The 17,817-nt window shown below is 70.4% G+C and carries 18 protein-coding genes; 13 read left to right on the top strand and 5 right to left on the bottom strand.

Going from position 1 to position 17,817, the window contains the following annotated elements; all coding sequences use genetic code 11:
* Window positions 1–239: 239 nt before the first annotated feature.
* The 3 genes from ACIRQP_RS23400 to ACIRQP_RS23390 are packed head-to-tail and all read left to right on the top strand — an operon-like array spanning window position 240 to window position 3,347.
* Window positions 240–1,463 (top strand): sensor histidine kinase, encoded by a 1,224-nt coding sequence (locus tag ACIRQP_RS23400; protein ID WP_403893064.1) that lies wholly within the window; start codon window positions 240–242, stop codon window positions 1,461–1,463.
* On the top strand, window positions 1,460–2,149 hold the full coding sequence (locus tag ACIRQP_RS23395; RefSeq protein ID WP_403893063.1) for a response regulator: 690 nt from the start codon (window positions 1,460–1,462) through the stop codon (window positions 2,147–2,149). The genes ACIRQP_RS23400 and ACIRQP_RS23395 overlap by 4 nt, the downstream gene beginning before the upstream one ends.
* A gap of 4 nt (window positions 2,150–2,153) precedes the next feature.
* Window positions 2,154–3,347 (top strand): cytochrome P450, encoded by a 1,194-nt coding sequence (locus tag ACIRQP_RS23390; RefSeq protein ID WP_403893062.1) that lies wholly within the window; start codon window positions 2,154–2,156, stop codon window positions 3,345–3,347.
* Between the two features lie 204 nt (window positions 3,348–3,551).
* Here the strand turns inward: ACIRQP_RS23390 and ACIRQP_RS23385 are convergent, their stop codons facing one another.
* Window positions 3,552–4,562, bottom strand: coding sequence for a Gfo/Idh/MocA family oxidoreductase (locus tag ACIRQP_RS23385; RefSeq protein WP_403893061.1), 1,011 nt, complete (start codon window positions 4,560–4,562; stop codon window positions 3,552–3,554).
* Window positions 4,563–4,744: 182 nt separating this feature from the next.
* Here ACIRQP_RS23385 and ACIRQP_RS23380 point away from each other — a divergent pair, with 182 nt between their 5' ends.
* The 6 genes from ACIRQP_RS23380 to ACIRQP_RS23355 all read left to right on the top strand — a co-directional run bounded on the left by ACIRQP_RS23380 (window position 4,745) and on the right by ACIRQP_RS23355 (window position 10,862).
* Window positions 4,745–5,482 carry a GntR family transcriptional regulator gene (locus ACIRQP_RS23380; protein ID WP_403893078.1) on the top strand — a complete coding sequence of 246 codons (738 nt, stop codon included), beginning with the start codon at window positions 4,745–4,747 and terminating at the stop codon, window positions 5,480–5,482.
* 346 nt (window positions 5,483–5,828) lie between these two features.
* Window positions 5,829–6,845, top strand: coding sequence for a sugar ABC transporter substrate-binding protein (locus tag ACIRQP_RS23375; RefSeq protein WP_403893060.1), 1,017 nt, complete (start codon window positions 5,829–5,831; stop codon window positions 6,843–6,845).
* On the top strand, window positions 6,842–7,909 hold the full coding sequence (locus tag ACIRQP_RS23370; RefSeq protein WP_403893059.1) for an ABC transporter permease: 1,068 nt from the start codon (window positions 6,842–6,844) through the stop codon (window positions 7,907–7,909). The genes ACIRQP_RS23375 and ACIRQP_RS23370 overlap by 4 nt, the downstream gene beginning before the upstream one ends.
* A 56-nt stretch (window positions 7,910–7,965) precedes the next feature.
* Complete coding sequence (locus tag ACIRQP_RS23365; RefSeq protein WP_403893077.1) at window positions 7,966–8,877, top strand: ATP-binding cassette domain-containing protein; 912 nt, start codon at window positions 7,966–7,968, stop codon at window positions 8,875–8,877.
* Window positions 8,878–9,108: 231 nt separating this feature from the next.
* Window positions 9,109–10,284, top strand: a complete 1,176-nt coding sequence (locus ACIRQP_RS23360) for an ROK family glucokinase (protein WP_403893058.1) — start codon at window positions 9,109–9,111, stop codon at window positions 10,282–10,284.
* A gap of 2 nt (window positions 10,285–10,286) precedes the next feature.
* Window positions 10,287–10,862, top strand: coding sequence for a hypothetical protein (locus tag ACIRQP_RS23355; RefSeq protein ID WP_403893076.1), 576 nt, complete (start codon window positions 10,287–10,289; stop codon window positions 10,860–10,862).
* Between the two features lie 138 nt (window positions 10,863–11,000).
* Here the strand turns inward: ACIRQP_RS23355 and ACIRQP_RS23350 are convergent, their stop codons facing one another.
* The 4 genes from ACIRQP_RS23350 to ACIRQP_RS23335 form a co-directional block, all read right to left on the bottom strand.
* On the bottom strand, window positions 11,001–11,846 hold the full coding sequence (locus ACIRQP_RS23350; RefSeq protein WP_403893057.1) for an IS5 family transposase: 846 nt from the start codon (window positions 11,844–11,846) through the stop codon (window positions 11,001–11,003).
* A 235-nt stretch (window positions 11,847–12,081) separates the two neighbouring features.
* Window positions 12,082–12,819 carry a 2OG-Fe(II) oxygenase gene (locus ACIRQP_RS23345; RefSeq protein ID WP_403893056.1) on the bottom strand — a complete coding sequence of 246 codons (738 nt, stop codon included), beginning with the start codon at window positions 12,817–12,819 and terminating at the stop codon, window positions 12,082–12,084.
* 130 nt (window positions 12,820–12,949) lie between these two features.
* A complete protein-coding gene (locus ACIRQP_RS23340) occupies window positions 12,950–13,369 on the bottom strand; it encodes a tail fiber domain-containing protein (RefSeq protein ID WP_403893055.1) in 420 nt (139 codons plus the stop codon).
* A 2-nt stretch (window positions 13,370–13,371) separates the two neighbouring features.
* Window positions 13,372–13,911, bottom strand: coding sequence for a hypothetical protein (locus ACIRQP_RS23335; protein ID WP_403893054.1), 540 nt, complete (start codon window positions 13,909–13,911; stop codon window positions 13,372–13,374).
* 569 nt (window positions 13,912–14,480) lie between these two features.
* Here ACIRQP_RS23335 and pcaC point away from each other — a divergent pair.
* The 4 genes from pcaC (at window position 14,481) to ACIRQP_RS23315 (ending at window position 17,812) form a co-directional block, all read left to right on the top strand.
* Window positions 14,481–15,773, top strand: coding sequence for a 4-carboxymuconolactone decarboxylase (pcaC, locus tag ACIRQP_RS23330; RefSeq protein WP_403893053.1), 1,293 nt, complete (start codon window positions 14,481–14,483; stop codon window positions 15,771–15,773).
* Between the two features lie 68 nt (window positions 15,774–15,841).
* Window positions 15,842–16,474 carry an MBL fold metallo-hydrolase gene (locus ACIRQP_RS23325; RefSeq protein WP_403893052.1) on the top strand — a complete coding sequence of 211 codons (633 nt, stop codon included), beginning with the start codon at window positions 15,842–15,844 and terminating at the stop codon, window positions 16,472–16,474.
* 30 nt (window positions 16,475–16,504) lie between these two features.
* Window positions 16,505–17,290, top strand: coding sequence for an exodeoxyribonuclease III (locus ACIRQP_RS23320; RefSeq protein WP_403893051.1), 786 nt, complete (start codon window positions 16,505–16,507; stop codon window positions 17,288–17,290).
* Window positions 17,291–17,371: 81 nt separating this feature from the next.
* Window positions 17,372–17,812, top strand: coding sequence for a DUF6278 family protein (locus ACIRQP_RS23315; RefSeq protein ID WP_403893050.1), 441 nt, complete (start codon window positions 17,372–17,374; stop codon window positions 17,810–17,812).
* Window positions 17,813–17,817: the final 5 nt, after the last annotated feature.

Raw genomic sequence — 17,817 nt, 5'->3', positions numbered from 1 at the left:
GTCAGCCCGAGGAAGCAGCGGCTCTATCCGCTCCCACGCCCCATCCGTCAACTCACCACGACCCGTCACAAGATCGATTATCAGACACGACCTAGGGCCTGTCTTCAAGGTCCCGCCTGCCCGACGCCCCCCGCCGGAAGGCGCACCGTCCGGAACCATCGTCGGCTCTCGCGTGACTTTGGTAGCTTCCGGCCCCTCCGGCCCGGTCGGCCCCGCCTCACCTGCGTAAATTGGTCAATATGACACGCACGGAATACCCCTGGCTGCTCCCCTCGGAGATGATGGACCCGCGAGGCCCCGAGCTGCCCGGTGACCGTGGCCGGGCCCGGCCACGGCGGACCGTGCGGGACTGGGTCATCGACACCCTGATGTTTCTCGCCGCCGCCGGCGTCGGACTGCTCGCCCTGTCGGCCAGCGAGAACGTCGGCAACGCGGACCACGTCGTCGTCATCGACACGATCGTGGGCGTGCTGGCCTGCTGCGCGCTGTGGACGCGGCGCCGCTGGCCCGTGGGGCTCACGCTCGTGCTCGTCGTGGTCAGCGCGGTGTCGCCGGTCTCCAGCGGGGCCGTGCTCGTGGCGCTCTTCTGCGTGGCCGTGCACCGGCCGTTCCGGATTGTCGCGGCCGTCGGCGGGCTCTCCCTCGTGGCCGGGTGCCTCTCGTCCGTGATCCGGCCCGATCCGTCGACGTCCCTGACGACCGGGCTCATCGCGACGGTCGTGGTGATCCTGCTGGTCACCGGCTGGGGCATGCTCGTACGGGCCAGGCGCCAGCTCGTCGTCGCGCTGCGCGAGCGGGCGACGCGCGCGGAGGCCGAGGCCGAGCTGCGGGCCGAGCAGGCGCAGCGCCTCGCGCGCGAGGCCATCGCGCGGGAGATGCACGATGTGCTCGCGCACCGGCTGACGCTGCTCAGCGTCCACGCGGGCGCTCTGGAGTTCCGGCCGGACGCCCCGGCGCCCGAGGTCGCCAGGGCCGCCGGGGTGATCCGGGACAGCGCGCACGAGGCGCTCCAGGATCTGCGCATGATCATCGGGGTACTGCGGGCGCCCGGTGACGAGGGCGACCGGCCGCAGCCCACGCTGGTCACCCTCGACGCACTGGTCGCCGAATCGCGCGAGGCCGGGATGAAGGTGACGCTGGACAGCCGGATCGACGATCCGGCGGCGGTGCCGGCCGCCACGGGCCGTACCGCCTACCGCGTCGCCCAGGAGGGCCTGACCAACGCCCGTAAGCACGCGCCGGGCACCGAGACCACCGTCGAGGTGAGCGGGGGGCCGGGAGACGGTCTCACCCTCGAAGTGCGCAACGCCGCGCCACTGGGCGAGGTCCCGAATGTGCCGGGTTCCGGCCAGGGGCTGATCGGGCTGACCGAGCGCGCGCTGCTGGCCGGCGGCCGGTTCGAGCACGGAGCCACCGGCGAGGGCGGATTCGCCGTCCGCGCTTGGCTACCGTGGGCCTCATGAGTATCCGGCTGATCATCGTCGACGACGACCCCCTTGTCCGCACCGGACTGACCTTCATGCTCGGCGGCGCCGACGACATCGAGATCGTGGGGGAGGCCGCCGACGGCGCCGAGGTTCCGGCGCTGATCGAGCGGACCGCACCCGATGTGGTGCTGATGGACATCCGGATGCCCGCGGTGGACGGTCTGACGGCCACGGAGGCGCTGCGCCGCCGCCCGGACGCCCCGGAGGTACTCGTTCTGACCACCTTCCACGCGGATGAACAGGTGCTGCGGGCACTGCGTGCCGGGGCGGCCGGATTCGTTCTCAAGGACACCCCGCCCGCCGAGATCGTCACGGCGGTACGGCGGGTGGCGGCAGGGGATCCGGTGCTCTCACCGGCCGTTACCCGCCAACTCATGACTCACGTGGCGGGGGCGCCCACCGAGGCCCGGAGGGACACCGCGGCGGACCGGCTCGGCTCCCTCGCCGAGCGCGAGCGGGAGGTCGCGCTCGCCGTGGGCCGCGGCCAGTCGAACGCCGAGATCGCCGCCGGGCTCTATATGAGCGTCCCCACCGTCAAGGCCCATGTCTCCCGCATTCTGGCCAAACTCGGCCTCAACAACCGTGTCCAGATCGCTCTGGTCGTGCATGACGCCGATCCGGCCAGGGGAGGGGACGCCGCCCGCGGCGGCGACGTACGCTGATCCAATGGCGGCTATCGAACTTGCGGACTACGGACCGGACTTCAACGTCAATCCCTATCCGTACTACGAGAAGATGCGCGAGACCGGCCCCGTCCACGAGATACGGACCCCGGACGGCAATCGCTTCTGGCTGGTCGTCGGATACGAGGAGGGGCGCCTCGCCCTCGCCGATCCACGGCTGTCGAAGTCGCTCGCCGTCATGGGCTACGAGTCGACCGACGAGGCGATCATGGGCCCGCACGTACTGACCCTCGACCCGCCGGACCACACCCGGCTGCGGAAGCTGGTCGCTCCCGAATTCACCCCGCGCCGAGTGGAGAAGCTGCGCCCGCGCGTCCAGCAGATCACCGATGACCTGCTGGACGCCATGGTCCCGGCCGGACAGGCCGATCTGGTCGACGCGTTCGCCTTCCCGCTGCCCATCACCGTCATCTCCGAACTGCTCGGTGTGCCGCACGCGGACCGTGACACCTTCCGGGCCTGGACGAACGAGATCGTCGCGCCGACCACATCCACCGGCGCGCGCGACAACACCATCGAACTCTGCGGGTATCTCGACGCGCTCATCGAGGACAAGCGCGCCTCCGCGCCCCGTGACGATCTGCTCTCCACCCTGCTGCGCACCCGCGCGGAGGACGGCGACCGGCTGTCCGCGGCCGAGCTGCGCGCCTGGGCCTACATCCTGCTGATCGCCGGTCATGAGACGACCGTCAACCTGATCGCGAACGCGGTGCGGACGCTGCTCGGCAACCCCGGCCAACTGGCCGCTCTGCGGGCCGACTTCGGTCTGCTCGACGGGGCGATCGAGGAGACGCTGCGGTTCGAGGGGCCGGTGGAGACCAGCACCGTACGGTTCAGCAGCGAGCCGGTCACCTACGGCGACACGGTGATTCCGGCCCGTGAGACGGTTCTGGTCTCCCTGGCCTCCGCCGACCGCGACCAGGCCCGCTTCCCCGATCCGGACACCTTCGACATCCGCCGCTCCAGCACTCCTGGCCGCGGCTCCGGCCATCTCGCCTTCGGCCATGGCATCCACTTCTGCCTGGGCGCACCGCTCGCCCGGCTGGAGGGCAGGATCGCCATCCGTACGCTGCTGGAGCGCTGCCCGGATCTGGCGTTCGACCCGGCGGCGGGCCCGTACGAGTGGCTGCCCGGAATGCTGATCCGCGGGGTGCGCGGGCTGCCGGTGCGCTGGTAGCGACGGAAGGGACAGCCGGCTCCCCGCCAGGGCGTGTTGCGAAAGTCCCGCCTGGCCCGCGACGCCCGGCACGCGCGCTCGCCGCGTTGTTGGGATCGCCCCAGTACGTCCAGCACTGGGGCGACCCTCCGCCTTGCGATCGCACGCACCGGACGCCGCGGGCCCCGCCCTGCGGGCGGACGGCGCTACTTTCACAACACGCCCTTAGCCGTCCTGGGCGGGGATCTCCGACAGCCGCACCGGGCGTCGCTCGCGCCGTGACCGCTCGCACGCCTCCGCGATCCGCAGCGCGTGCAGCGCCTCCCGGCCGTCGCACGGATTCTCCAGCTCGCCGGAGACGACCTTGAGGAAGGCGTCCAGCTCGGCCTCGTACGCCGGGGCGAACCGCTCCAGGAAGCCCGGCCACGGGTCGTTGGAGGGCGGCGGGCCCTTCGGCTCGGTCGAGGTGATCGGCGTACGGTCGTCCAGTCCGACCGCCACCTGGTCCAGTTCGCCCGCCAGTTCCATCCGTACGTCGTAGCCCGCGCCGTTGCAGCGCGTGGCCGTGGCGGTCGCGAGCGTCCCGTCGTCCAGGGTGAGGACCACGGCGGCGGTGTCCACGTCGCCGGCCTCCCGGAACATCGCGGGCCCCGCGTCCGAACCTGTCGCGTACACCTCCACCACCTCGCGTCCGGTCACCCAGCGCATGATGTCGAAGTCATGAACCAGACAGTCGCGGTACAGGCCGCCGGAGAGCGGCAGATACGCGGCCGGCGGCGGCGCCGGGTCGGAGGTGATCGCCCGTACGGTGTGCAGCCGGCCGAGCCGGCCCGACCGTACGAGCTCGCGCGCCGCGCCGTACCCCGCGTCGAAGCGGCGCATGAAGCCCAGCTGGAGCAGGGTGCCTGCCGACTCGACCTCGCGCAGCGCGCGGAGCGTCCCCGGCAGGTCCAGGGCGATCGGCTTCTCGCAGAAGGCGGGGAGCCCGGCCCGTGCGGCCCGGCTGATCAGATCGGCGTGGGAGGAGGTGGCCGAGGCGATCACCACGGCGTCCACACCCCCGGAGAAGATCTCGTCGACGGAGGGGGCGGCGGTCGATCCCGTACGGTGGGCGACCTGCGCCGCCCGGTCCGAGTCGGTGTCCGCGACCACCAGCGAGCCGACGTCGTGATGGCGGCTGAGCACGTCCGCGTGAAATGTGCCGATACGGCCGGTGCCGATAAGTCCGATGCGCATGGCCCCAAGGTGGCCCCAGGCCGCTCGTCATGTCAAGAGTTTGTCCTGACAATCGAACGTACCGACTTCCCGTCAACATGCCGTGCGGTTACGCTCGCCCCGTGCCCCATCAGCCGAGATCAGCCGCGCCCGGACCGGAGACGCCTGGACCGGAGAGGCCCGGACCGGAGACGGATCACGCCATACCGCTCCAGCTCGGCGTCGACCGCACCAGCCCGGTCCCGCTCTACTTCCAGCTCGCGCAGCAGCTGGAGGCGGCCATCGAGCGGGGCAGACTGGCGCCGGGCAGCCTGCTCGGCAATGAGATCGAACTGGCGGGCCGGCTCGGGCTGTCCCGTCCCACCGTCCGGCAGGCCATCCAGTCCCTGGTCGACAAGGGCCTGCTGGTGCGCCGCCGGGGCGTCGGCACCCAGGTCGTGCACAGCCAGGTCAAGCGCCCGCTGGAGCTGAGCAGCCTCTACGACGATCTGGAGGCGGCCGGTCAGCGCCCGGCCACCCGCGTACTGCGCAACATCGTCGAGCCGGCCGCGGCCGAGGTCGCCGCCGCGCTCGGGGTGGCGGAGGGCGCGGAGGTGCGGCTCGTCGAACGGCTGCGGTACGCGCACGAGGAGCCGATGGCGTATCTGCGCAACCATCTGCCGATCGGGCTGTTCGACTGCGACACCCCGCGGCTGGAGACGACCGGTCTCTACCGGATGATGCGCTCCGCCGGGATCACCCTGCACAGCGCCCGGCAGACGGTCGGGGCGCGGGCCGCCACCGCCGAGGAGGCCCAACGGCTCACCGAGCCCACCGGGGCCCCGCTGCTCACGATGGAGCGGACCACGTTCGACGACACCGGCCGGGCCGTGGAGTTCGGCTCGCACATCTACCGGGCCTCGCGCTACTCCTTCGAGTTCCAGCTGCTGGTGCGCCCGTAAGGGCCGCGGCGCCGCCCTCTCTTCGTCAGCATGTACGGACAAAGTATTGACGCGTCCGTGCGAGCCCGGCCAGTGCCGCGACGGGCAAACGTTGCCGGAAGGGGCACTAGACTCCCCCAGCCGCAACGGGGCGGCCGGGAGAGAAGGCGGATCCATGGCGCGAACCCCTCGCAGCACGCGAACCACCGGAAACGGAGGGCGGGAAGCGGGCCAGGCCCGCCCAGGCGTCCACCCGCGCCGGTACCCGCCGACCGGCCGCCGAACGGGCATGACCGATACTTGGGCGGCGCCGGGACCGAACGGGCCCCGGCCGCACCGAGGAGTACGGCAAGAAGGGCGCGGCGTCGTGGCAAAAGTTCGGACAGGGGTACGCGCGACGAGCGCCGTGCTGGCGGCGGTACTCGCGGCCTCGGTGCTCGCGGGGTGCAGCAGCACCGGCGGCAAGCGTGCGGAGGAGCGGGCCCAGCAGGCGGCGGCCCAGGGGCGGGCCGCGGTGGACACCCCCGAGTGGACCGTGGCCATGGTCACCCACTCGGGCAGCGGCGACACCTTCTGGGACATCGTCCAGAGCGGCGCCAAGCAGGCGGCCGTCAAGGACAACATCAAGTTCCTCTACGCCAACAGCGACGAGGGCCAGCAGCAGGCTCAGCTCGTGCAGTCCTACATCGACAAGAAGGTCGACGGACTGATCGTCACGCTCGCCAAGCCCGACGCCATGAAGGCCGTCGTGGAGAAGGCGGTCAAGGCCGGTATCCCGGTGATCACCGTCAACTCCGGCGCCGCGGAATCGGCGTCCTTCGGCGCGCTCAGCCATATCGGCCAGGACGAGACCATAGCGGGCGAGGCCGTCGGCGACGAACTGGACAAGCGCGGCAAGAAGAAGGCCCTCTGCGTCATCCACGAGCAGGGCAACGTCGGCCACGAGCAGCGCTGCGCCGGAGCGAAGAAGACCTTCGACGGGCAGATCCAGAACCTCTATGTCGACGGTACGAACATGCCGGACGTCCAGGCGTCCATCGAGGCCAAGCTCCAGACCGACAAGAGCATCGACGCCGTCGTCACCCTCGGCGCCCCCTTCGCGGACACCGCCGTCAAGGCCAAGGAGTCCGCGGGCAGCAAGGCCGAGATCGACACCTTCGACCTCAACGCCAAGGTCGCCTCCTCGCTCACCTCCGGCGCGCTCGGCTTCGCCGTCGACCAGCAGCCCTATCTCCAGGGGTACGAGGCCGTGGACCTGCTCTGGCTCTACCGGTACAACGCCGATGTCCTCGGCGGCGGACGTCCCGTCCTGACCGGGCCGCAGATCATCACGGAGAAGGACGCCGGCGCGCTCGCCGCGTACACGAAGCGGGGCACCCGATGACCACGACCGCCCCACCGGTCAAGGACCGCCCCGGCCTGCCGGTGGGCGTCGACGAGCGGCTGCTGCGGGCCTCCCCGCTGCGCAAACTGCTCGGCCGGCCCGAGCTGGGCTCGGTCGTCGGCGCGCTCGCCGTCTTCGTCTTCTTCTCGTTCGTGGCGGACTCGGTCCTCCAGCTGTCCAGCTTCGGCACCGTCCTCTACGCGGCCTCCACGATCGGGATCATGGCCGTCCCCGTGGCGCTGCTGATGATAGGCGGCGAGTTCGACCTCTCCGCCGGTGTGATGGTGACCAGCTCCGCGCTGGTCTCGTCGATGTTCAGCTTCCAGATGACCGCGAACGTCTGGGTCGGCGTCCTGGTGTCGCTGCTGGTCACGCTGGCCCTCGGGGCCTTCAACGGCGTCATGCTCACCCGTACGAAACTGCCGAGCTTCATCATCACGCTGGGCACGTTCCTGATGCTCACCGGGCTCAACCTCGGGCTGACGAAGCTGATCAGCGACACGGTCTCGACCAAGAGCATCGGCGACATGGAGGGCTTCCCCTCCGCCCAGAAGCTCTTCGCCTCCCAGCTCACCCTCGGCGGCGTCGAGCTGAAGGTCACCATTCTGTGGTGGGCCGGGCTGGTCGCGGTCGCCACCTGGATCCTGCTGCGCACCCGCTTCGGCAACTGGATCTTCGCGGTGGGCGGCAACAACGACGCCGCCCGCGCGGTCGGTGTCCCGGTTCTGAAGACTAAGATCGCGCTGTACATGGGCGTGGCCTTCTGTGCCTGGGTCTCGGGCCAGCATCTGCTGTTCTCGTTCGATGTCGTGCAGTCCGGCGAGGGCGTCGGCAACGAGCTGATCTACATCATCGCGGCCGTCATCGGCGGCTGTCTGATCACCGGCGGCTACGGCTCCGCGATCGGCTCCGCGGTCGGCGCGTTCATCTTCGGCATGACCAGCAAGGGCATCGTCTACGCCGAGTGGAACCCGGACTGGTTCAAGTTCTTCCTCGGAGCGATGCTCCTTCTGGCCACCCTGCTCAACGCGTGGGTGCGCAAGCGTGCGGAGGCGACACGATGACGGGCGACACGACGGCGGACGGTGCTATGACGGACGGTGCTATGACGGGCGGCGCCATGACGGACGGCGCTATGGCGGGCACCACGAGCGGCGCGCTGGTCGAACTCGACAACGTCAGTAAGTACTACGGCAATATCCGCGCCCTGGAAGGCGTCTCGCTGGAGGTCCACGCGGGCGGGATCAGCTGTGTGCTGGGCGACAACGGCGCGGGCAAGTCCACCCTGATCAAGATCATCGCCGGACTGCACCGGCATGACGCGGGCGACTTCCTGATCGAGGGCGAGAAGACCACCCTCGCCTCCCCGCGCGAGGCCCTGGACCGCGGGATCGCCACCGTCTATCAGGACCTCGCCGTCGTACCGCTGATGCCGGTCTGGCGGAACTTCTTCCTCGGCTCCGAGCCCACCCGGGGCAGCGGCCCCTTCAAACGGCTCGATGTCGCCCTGATGCGTGAGACGACCCGTGCCGAACTGCTGCGGATGGGCATCGATCTGCGCGATGTCGACCAGCCGATCGGCACGCTGTCCGGCGGTGAGCGCCAATGTGTGGCGATCGCCCGTGCCGTCTACTTCGGCGCGAAGGTCCTCGTCCTGGACGAGCCGACCGCGGCGCTCGGGGTGAAGCAGTCCGGTGTGGTGCTCAAGTACGTGGCCGCCGCACGTGACGCGGGACTTGGAGTGGTGCTCATCACCCACAACCCGCACCACGCGTATCTGGTCGGTGACCGTTTCGTCCTCCTCAAGCGGGGCGTCATGTCGGGCAGCCACACCAAGGACTCGATCACCCTGGATGAGCTGACGCGGCAGATGGCGGGCGGTTCCGAGCTGGAGGAGCTGAGCCATGAACTGGAGCGGGCCCCCGCGCCCACCCATCTCGGCGGACTCCCCGGCGTACGCCCCGAACACCCCGGCGTACCCTCCGGACGCCCCGGCGTACGCTCCGGTGACAGCCCGGCCGACAGGGACTGACCCGGGACGCGGCCGTCGCCGTACGGCCCCCGCCGGGCCGTGCGGCGACCACACCCGCCCCGGATGGCAGAATCTGGCACGGCGGACACCGTCCGCCGCCGCCACCCGTCCGGGCCAGGCGGCCCCCGACCCCGCAGGGACGACACGACTCGTGCGCGTACGCAGCCGCCCACTCACCCGGCACGGCGAACCGGAACCGCTCGCGCCGACGGACGAGACCGGGGCGGGCCGATGAGCACCTACCGCGACTTCGCACACCGCGGCACCGCCCGCGCCACCGTCCTGCGGACCGTCGGCACCCGTGAGCGCCGCTCCCTGCTCACCGCGCCCCGCGTCCCGACCGTCGGTATCGACATCGGCGGTACGAAGGTGATGGCCGGCGTCGTCGATCCCGACGGCAACATCCTGGAGAAGCTCAGGACCGAGACGCCGGACAAGTCCAAGAGCCCCCGGGTCGTCGAGGACACCATCGTCGAGCTGGTCCTCGACCTCTCCGACCGCCACGATGTCCACGCCGTCGGCATCGGCGCGGCCGGCTGGGTCGACGCCGACCGTTCCAAGGTGCTCTTCGCGCCGCACCTCGCCTGGCGCGACGAACCCCTCAGGGACGCGATCTCCTCACGGCTCGCCGTGCCGGTGATGGTCGACAACGACGCCAACACCGCGGCCTGGGCGGAGTGGCGCTTCGGCGCCGGACGCGGCGAGGACCATCTCGTCATGATCACGCTCGGCACCGGCATCGGCGGTGCCATCCTGGAGGACGGCCGGGTCAAGCGCGGCAAGTTCGGCGTCGCCGGCGAGTTCGGCCATATGCAGGTCGTGCCCGGTGGCCACCGCTGCCCGTGCGGCAACCGGGGCTGCTGGGAGCAGTACAGCTCGGGCAACGCCCTCGTACGGGAGGCCAGGGAGCTGGCCGCCGCCGACTCCCCGGTCGCGTACAACATCATCGACCGCGTCAAGGGCAACGTCCACGACATCACGGGACCGCTGATCACCGAACTCGCCCGCGAGGGCGACGCCATGTGCATCGAGCTGTTCCAGGACATCGGCCAGTGGCTCGGCGTCGGCATCGCCAATCTGGCCGCCGCGCTCGACCCGTCCTGCTTCGTCATCGGCGGCGGGGTCAGCGCCGCCGACGATCTGCTGATCGGCCCCGCCCGCGACGCCTTCCGCCGCCATCTCACCGGCCGTGGCTACCGCCCCGAGGCGCGGATCACCAAGGCGCAGCTCGGCCCCGAGGCGGGCATGGTCGGCGCCGCCGATCTCGCCCGGCTGGTGGCCAGGCGCTTCCGCCGCGCCAACCGCCGCAGGGTGGAGCGCCACGAGCGGTACGAGAGATACGCCCAGGCCATCCGCACCGCCCGCCCGACGCAGGAACCCCGTACGACCCAGGAGCCGCCCTCATGACCATGGAGCTCCCCGTGCCGGTGCGCGACGAGGACGGCATGCCGCCGCCCGAGGACCGCAGGCACCGCATCCGCCGCCGCTGGCTGACGGCCGTCGTCATCGTGCTGCTCATCGGCATCCCGGCCGGCTATCTGGTCATCTCGGCCGGACAGAGCCGCGAGAGCGGCCGGAACAAGGAGGCCGAGTCCGCGGCCACAGGCCTCCAGCCGCTGCGCCCCTCCAAGATGAAGCGCCGCATCTTCGAGGTGCCGATACCGCTGGGCGCCACCGGGGTGCGCTACTTCGAGACGAGCAACTGGAAGACCAGTCGGCTGTACGTCCAGTTCGACGTCACCTCGGGACGGCTCGACACCTTCCTGACCGAGATGGGCACCAACCGCTCCGCGCTCGAGGACGACGCGATCACGATCACGCCGCGCGACCGCCGTACCGTCGGCTGGAACTTCGACCTCCCCGGCCACGACTGGGTGGGCACCCGCCACCACCAGAAGGGCCCGCGCCCCAGCCAGGACGTGGTGGTGGACCTGACAGACCCCGGCTTCCCCCGGGTGTACGTCGTCTCCACCACGACCCCGTAACGGCCTCGAAGGCCCATGGCTTCTGCCGTACGGGCCGCCCGCGTCGCGGACGGGGCAGCGGCTCGTAGCCGCCCCCGGACGCGTGTGCCGGCGGGGACGACGAGTCTCAGAGGACGTCCTGCTTGATTGGGGGATAGTTCATGGATTGTGCCAGGTTATGGGCGTTTCGCCGGTTGCTCGCTTCGCGAGGTTCGAGATCACCGCGAGACGGATCATGCTCTCGGAGTGGGCAGGTTTGGCCTCATAGTCGCGAGCGAGGCGCCGGTGCATCATGATCCAACCGAAACTTCGCTCTACCACCCAGCGTCGCGGTACCACTGAGAAGCCCTTGACCTGGGTGTTTCGCGGGACGACGTCGACGTCGATGCCAAGGGTGGCACCGTGTTCGATGGCCTGGGTCTTGTAGCCGGTATCGCCCCACGCCTTGGTGATCGTGGGGTGGTCGGCGGCGATCTGACTGAGCAGCTGCTTGCCGGCCTCGTTGTCGGAGACGCTGGCCGCGGTCACCATGACCAGCAGTAATAAGCCGAGGGTGTCGACGACGATGCTGCGTTTACGGCCCACGATCTTCTTGCCGGCGTCGGTGCCCTGAGTGTCGGTGGGCACGCTGGGAGCGGTCTTGACGCTCTGCGCGTCGATGACGCAAGCCGTGGGCTCGGCAGCGCGTCCTTCCTGCTCACGGACCATTCGGTGCAGGCGGACGCCGAGCTTCTGGATGGTGCCGTCGGCGGTCCAGTCGCTGAAGTAGCTGAACACGGTGGTGTGTGGCGGGAAGTCGTGCGGAAGGTAGCGCCACGGGATCCCGGTCCGGTTGAGGAAGAGGATCGCGTCCATGATTTCCCGCAGGTCAGTGACCTTGCCGCCGAGGTTGAGCGAGGTCTTCTGCCGCTCGGCCCGCCAGGCCGTCAAGGTCGGCTCCATCAACGCCCAGCGGGCATCGGACAGGTCGCTCAGGTAGGGCTTGCGTTGCTTCGAAGAGGCCATGAGGATACTGACGCACGAGGTATCCAACCGGGCATATCGCTCGATCGGGTGAGGCAAAAGCGGCGTTCACTCCCATATTCGAACCGGACAGGAGCTCTTGGCGAGAATCGACGCAAACCGCAAGGTCACGGCCGTCTCGACTGGGGCGACATACTGCTCGTTCTGCCTTTATGCAGCTAATCCAGACTGGTGTTGAACCCTCCTAAACAGCCACAAAAGCAATGCGAACGTCCTCTCAGAGGCCTACATGATTCACGTGGTTCGCGTGGTTCGCGGGGTCGGGGCTGCACAGCCAGCCGTTGATGGCGAAGCGGCTGTCCGCGTGTCGCTTGCTCGGGCAGCCGACCGGCCGCACCTCGTGCCAGGCGGTGGGCCGGAAGAACACGATGCTGTCGTGCTCGGGCTCCCAGTCCCGCCAGGTGCGCTCCTGCCACTTTCCGGCTGTCTCGGTGTGCAGCGGCAGGGCGACGTCGAACACCCGCAGCTCGCCCCCTTCGAAAGGCCGGGGTGTGCGATGCAGGTAGTACACGAACGTGAGCAGACGCCGCGGGGCGAACGCGGCGCTGGTGTCCTGGTGCGGCCGGTAGAAGTCGCCGTCGTTGTGCGCGTTGAGGCTGTAGCTGGGTTCGGTGTGCCGGCAGGAGACTCCCAGCGTGTGTTCGACCGCGCCCAGTACCTCTTCGATGGCCGCAATCAACTCGGGCGCGGCGAAGTCCTGGCAGGACCGGGACCGGCGAAGGTCGGGGACCACCTCCCGGTCTCGGATCATGGAGGGCTTCAACGCGTCGCCGGTGGAGGCGATGGCGCGGTCCAGTAAGGCGCCGGACGTCTGCTCACCCAGGAACTGGGTGATGCGACAGACCGTCACCGGAAGCCGCCAGATCGCGTCCTTGCACACCGGCGACCGCTGATCCGTCGCCTCGGACGGTCCCGTCACGGTGTGGTGTCCCGCCGAGGCGTGGTGCCTTGTCATGGTGTCCTGCCTTCTGGATCGCGATGGGTGTGCCGCGAGGGCCGACTCCCCCGGGCCCTCCTGGGGGAGTCGGCGGTCGCTGGAGCGTCACAGCGGGCCGTGTGGCGTCGTCACGCGGCCTCGGGCGTGTTCACCCCGCGGCCTCTCGCAGACGTTCCACTTCGGCCGTGAGTTCCTCCACGCGGCGGTGCAGCGCCTGGACGCACACCAGGGCGACGCCGAGGCCGTCGACGACGGGGATGGTGGTGTCGTCCTGGTTGAAGCCGAAGGCGGCCTGCCAGTCCTGGGCCATCGGCCCGAGGTGACGCACGTCTTCGGGCTCCCAGAGGTAGCGCCAGGTACTGACGGGCAGCGCGGCCACCGTCTCCAGGACCGCGTAGCCGTTGACCGCACCGGCCGGGGCCACAGCGCCGGTCTCCCGCGCTCCGTGGCCCCGTTCACCGCGCTCCCGTTCACCGGTCTCCCGTTCACCGTGCTCCCACGCGCGGGCCGAACGGCGGGCCGGGACACCGTGGTCGGCCGCCCGGGACCGCCGGCGGAAGATCCGCATCCCTACCGGCTCCAGTCGACCGGGACCACGGCCTGCTTGAGCCCGCGGTCACTGCAGACGGCGCACGGGCCGTTCGGCACACCGGGGCCCTGGTCGATGCCGATCGTGATCGCTCCGTGGGCTCCGGCCGGGGCGTGGACGCCGTCGCCGATCATCGCGGCTTCGTAGCCGCCCAGCAGCTCCTGGAGGGTTCCGGGGCCCAGGTTCTCCGGGGCGGAGATCGCGGCGATGCCGTCGTAGTCGGTGTAGGACGCCCCCAGCGTCCGGCCGCCGATGGTGGCGAACACGATCTTCGCTCCGCGGATGGGCTCTCCGGTCACCGCGTCGACCGCCATCGCGTGGATGTTCTCCAGTTGCATCTGGGTGACATTCAGGGTGGCCTGGCTGGTCGTGAGCCTGGTCGGCTTCAGGCTGGGGCATTCCGCCCCGCTGCACGACGTGGCCGACGGGGTGGCCGCGGACGCGGTGACACCGCTCCCCGCGCCCAGCGACGCCAGAGCCGCGGCCATTACCGCGACGGTCTTACGGCCTACAGAACTCATGTCCACTCCCGTGGGAACTGGCCGAGCGTGATCCCTACCAGCGCATGACGGCCGTGACGGCCTGGGCGCGAGCGGCACGCGACGGGTGCCGCCCCCTTCGGACGACGCAGCCGAACGTATCCACGCCCATCCGGCCCGACCAGCTGACAACCGTGAGTTCGCGCGATCTGATGAACGGCAGGCAGGACGGTGACGAACGCGAGCGACGCGTACAAACCCCTGAGCGATGGCGTTGGTGGGATGGAGGGCGGTGGCCCTCACCCCGCGCCGCGGCGGCGTCGGACCGAGCGTGCTCGACGCCCTCCGACTCGGCGGAGCGCCATCGCGAGGTGATCGCCGAATCCCGTGAGGCGTACGACCGGGAGCACGGCAGGCCGGCCGGAACGGACACCGACCGCTGAACACCGCGCGCGGGCGGGGGCCCGCCCAAGACGCGTATAGACGTGGGCGAGGTCCGGCGCGCCAGCCTTGAGGGTTCCGGCACCGCGGGACCTGTCGTGGCGGGAGAGACGGGCCCTGGGTTCGCCCCGGCTATGTGAGATTTCGTGATACATGAGAGGGTCGGGCGGGTGAGCGAGACACCACCGAAGAGCCTGCAATACCGCATGGACGGGCCGGAAGACGCACCCATCCTGATCTTGGGCCCCTCTCTCGGTACCACATGGCACATGTGGGACCGCCAGGTGCCCGAGCTGACCCGCCACTGGCGGGTGCTCCGCTTCGATCTGCCCGGCCACGGCGGCGCCCCCGCGCACCCCGCGACCAGCGTGCCCGAGCTCGCGGAACGGCTGCTGGCCACGCTCGACGGGCTCGGGGTGCAGCGGTTCGGCTACGTGGGCTGCTCCATCTCCGGTGCCATCGGCGCCGAGCTGGCGCTGCGCCGCCCCGACCGGATCGCCTCCCTCGCGCTGGTGGCCGCCTCGCCCCGGTTCGGCACGGCCGACGAGTTCCGGCAGCGCGGGGTGATCGTCCGCGCGAACGGGCTGGACCCGATGGCCCGCAGCGCGCCCGAGCGCTGGTTCACCCAGGGCTTCGCCGCCGCCCAGCCGGCCATCGTCGAGTGGGCCGTCCAGATGGTCCGTACGACCGACCCCGGCTGCTACATCGCCTCCTGCGAGGCGCTGGCCGCCTTCGACATCCGGGCGGAGCTGGGCCGTATCGCCGTACCGACCCTCGTGCTGGTCGGCGCCGAGGACCATGTCACCGGGCCCGCCGAGGCGCGCACTTTGGTCGCGGGGATACCGGACGCCCGGCTCGCGCTGGTGCCCGGAGCCTCCCATCTGGCGCCCGTCGAACAGCCCGCGGCCGTCACGGATCTTCTCGTCCACCACTTCTCCACCGCCTGGTACAACCCGTCCGACACCTCCACCGGCCTCACCGTGCTGCCCGACCGCGGCCCCGTGCCCGCGCTCTCGGCGACGATCGGCCCGGTCGCCGAGATTGCCCCCGCGGAGCAGCCCGCGGCCGTGACCTCCGGGCGGCCCGACCCGTTCGAGGCGGGCATGCGAGTGCGCAGACAGGTCCTGGGCGACGCCCATGTGGACCGCGCCATGGCCGCCGCCGACGACTTCACCGGCGACTTCCAGGAACTGATCACCCGCTATGCCTGGGGCGAGGTATGGACCAGGGAGGGTCTGGACCGCCGCACGCGCAGCGCAGTCACCCTGACGGCCCTGGTCGCGGGCGGCCATCTGGAGGAGCTGGCCTTCCACACGAGAGCCGCGCTGCGCAATGGCCTCACGCCCGCCGAGATCAAGGAAGTGCTGATCCAGACGGCCGTGTACTGCGGCGTCCCGGCGGCGAACACGGCGTTCCGGGTGGCGCGGACCGTGATCCAGGAGGAGACCACGCCCGATGCGTAGCAGGATGGCAGTAGGCGCGTACGTGTACACACGGCACGCGACGCCGACAGCGAGGGAGGCGGTCCTCGATGAAGCTCACCAAGAAGACTCACGCCTGTGTCCGGCTGGAGAAGGACGGCCGTACGCTCGTCATCGACCCCGGCGGCTACACCGAGGACGATGCCACGAACGGCGCGGACGCCATCCTCGTCACCCACGAGCACCCCGACCACTTCGACGAGGCCCATCTGCGGGCCGGTCTTGAGGCCAACCCGGCGGCCGAGCTGTGGACGCTGCGCAGCGTCGCCGAGCAGATCTCCGCGGCCTTCCCGGGCCGTGTCCACACGGTCGGCCACGGCGACACGTTCTCCGCGGCCGGTTTCGACATCCGGGTCTACGGCGAGCTGCACGCGGTGATCCACCCGGACATTCCGCAGATCACCAATGTCGGCTATCTCGTGGACGGCTCGCTCTTCCACCCCGGCGACGCGCTGACCCTCCCCGACCATCGGGTCGAGACACTGCTGCTGCCCGTACAGGCGCCCTGGAGCAAGGTCTCCGAGGTGATCGAGTACGTACGCGAGGTCAAGCCGCAGCGCTCCTTCGACGTCCACGACGCCATGCTCACCGAGCTGGCCCGGCCCTTCTACGACAACCTGATCGGTGGCCTGGGCGGCGCGGAACACGGCCGGCTCGCCCCGGGCCGCTCGGTCGAGCTGTGACTGTCGGACCCCGCCGATAGGCTGTCGCGCATGCGCATCGCCACCTGGAACGTCAATTCGATCACTGCCCGGCTGCCCCGGCTGCTGGCCTGGCTGGAGAGCACCGGTACGGACGTGCTGTGCGTCCAGGAGACCAAGTGCACGGAGGAGCAGTTCCCCGCCGCGCAACTCCGTGAGCTGGGCTACGAGTCGGCGGTCAACGCCACCGGCCGGTGGAACGGAGTGGCGCTGATCTCCCGGGCCGGCCTGACGGACATCGTCAAGGGGCTTCCCGGCGGACCGGAGTACGAGGGCGTGACGGAGCCGCGCGCCATCGCCGCGACCTGCGGTCCGGTGCGGCTCTGGTCGGTCTATGTGCCCAATGGCCGCGAGGTCGGCCATGACCACTACGCGTACAAGCTGCGCTGGCTGGAGGCGCTGCGCAAGACGGTGGCCGACGACGCGACGGGCGCGCGGCCGTTCGCGGTCCTCGGTGACTTCAATGTGGCCCCGGCCGACGAGGACGTGTGGGACCTGTCCCGCTTCGAGGGTGCCACGCATGTCACCCCCGCCGAGCGCGCGGCGCTCGCGGCGCTGCGTGAGGAGGGGCTCTCCGATGTGGTGCCCCGCCCGCTCAAGTACGACCGCCCGTACACCTACTGGGACTACCGCGAGCTGGGCTTCCCGAAGAACAAGGGCATGCGTATCGACCTGGTCTACGGGAACGCGCCGTTCGAGGGCGCGGTCAAGGACGGCTATGTCGACCGCGAGGAGCGCAAGGGCAAGGGCGCGTCCGACCACGCCCCTGTCGTCGTAGATGTCGATGTCTCTTTTTAGGGCTCGGTTCGCCTCCGGGAGGGCTTGGCCGGTCCGCGCGTCCTATGGTGCCCCGGCGGGGCGAATGGCAGGCTGAGTGGTATGAACATCCCTTTCTTGGACAACTGGCGCAAGCGGCACGGTGGCGAGGACGGGACCTCGCTCGCCTCCGCCGTCGACGGCGACCCGGAGGGCGTGGCCGAGTTGCTCTCCGAGTGCGAGCTGCTGCGCGTCCGGGCAGGGCAGAACGGTCTTGAACTGGACGACTCCCCGGCCTCGTTGGAGGCACTCGACCAGCTGCCGCCGCGCTGGCGCGACGACCCCGAGGAGCTGCCCTGGCTGGGCAACGACGCGGGGCTGTATCTGGGCACGGTGATCGTCCGTACGGTGCCCGGCGCGGTCTGGCACATCTGGCCCGGCGGGCACCCCGTGGTGCGCCTGGTCTCCGGGCGCGAGATCCAGGTCGTCGAGTCCGGTCTCGACTGGGCGGCGACCGGAGCGCCCGAGCTGTACCAGGTCTACGCGGAGGCCGCCGAGGCCTGAGCCCG

This window comes from Streptomyces sp. NPDC102274 (assembly GCF_044766385.1).
Lineage (GTDB): Bacteria > Actinomycetota > Actinomycetes > Streptomycetales > Streptomycetaceae > Streptomyces.
The sequence above is the reverse complement of the archived record's forward strand: the minus strand, read 5'-3'. Positions and strand labels throughout refer to the sequence as shown.

What these genes read in the sequence shown, in the direction of transcription:
- ACIRQP_RS23400 (WP_403893064.1), top strand. Translation starts at nt 240, where the DNA reads ATGACACGCACGGAATACCCCTGGCTGCTCCCCTCGGAGATGATGGAC.
- ACIRQP_RS23395 (WP_403893063.1), top strand. Translation starts at nt 1,460, where the DNA reads ATGAGTATCCGGCTGATCATCGTCGACGACGACCCCCTTGTCCGCACC.
- ACIRQP_RS23390 (WP_403893062.1), top strand. Translation starts at nt 2,154, where the DNA reads ATGGCGGCTATCGAACTTGCGGACTACGGACCGGACTTCAACGTCAAT.
- ACIRQP_RS23385 (WP_403893061.1), bottom strand. Translation starts at nt 4,562, where the DNA reads ATGCGCATCGGACTTATCGGCACCGGCCGTATCGGCACATTTCACGCG.
- ACIRQP_RS23370 (WP_403893059.1), top strand. Translation starts at nt 6,842, where the DNA reads ATGACCACGACCGCCCCACCGGTCAAGGACCGCCCCGGCCTGCCGGTG.
- ACIRQP_RS23365 (WP_403893077.1), top strand. Translation starts at nt 7,966, where the DNA reads ATGACGGACGGCGCTATGGCGGGCACCACGAGCGGCGCGCTGGTCGAA.
- ACIRQP_RS23360 (WP_403893058.1), top strand. Translation starts at nt 9,109, where the DNA reads ATGAGCACCTACCGCGACTTCGCACACCGCGGCACCGCCCGCGCCACC.
- ACIRQP_RS23355 (WP_403893076.1), top strand. Translation starts at nt 10,287, where the DNA reads ATGGAGCTCCCCGTGCCGGTGCGCGACGAGGACGGCATGCCGCCGCCC.
- ACIRQP_RS23350 (WP_403893057.1), bottom strand. Translation starts at nt 11,846, where the DNA reads ATGGCCTCTTCGAAGCAACGCAAGCCCTACCTGAGCGACCTGTCCGAT.
- ACIRQP_RS23345 (WP_403893056.1), bottom strand. Translation starts at nt 12,819, where the DNA reads ATGACAAGGCACCACGCCTCGGCGGGACACCACACCGTGACGGGACCG.
- ACIRQP_RS23340 (WP_403893055.1), bottom strand. Translation starts at nt 13,369, where the DNA reads ATGCGGATCTTCCGCCGGCGGTCCCGGGCGGCCGACCACGGTGTCCCG.
- ACIRQP_RS23335 (WP_403893054.1), bottom strand. Translation starts at nt 13,911, where the DNA reads ATGAGTTCTGTAGGCCGTAAGACCGTCGCGGTAATGGCCGCGGCTCTG.
- ACIRQP_RS23325 (WP_403893052.1), top strand. Translation starts at nt 15,842, where the DNA reads ATGAAGCTCACCAAGAAGACTCACGCCTGTGTCCGGCTGGAGAAGGAC.
- ACIRQP_RS23320 (WP_403893051.1), top strand. Translation starts at nt 16,505, where the DNA reads ATGCGCATCGCCACCTGGAACGTCAATTCGATCACTGCCCGGCTGCCC.
- ACIRQP_RS23315 (WP_403893050.1), top strand. Translation starts at nt 17,372, where the DNA reads ATGAACATCCCTTTCTTGGACAACTGGCGCAAGCGGCACGGTGGCGAG.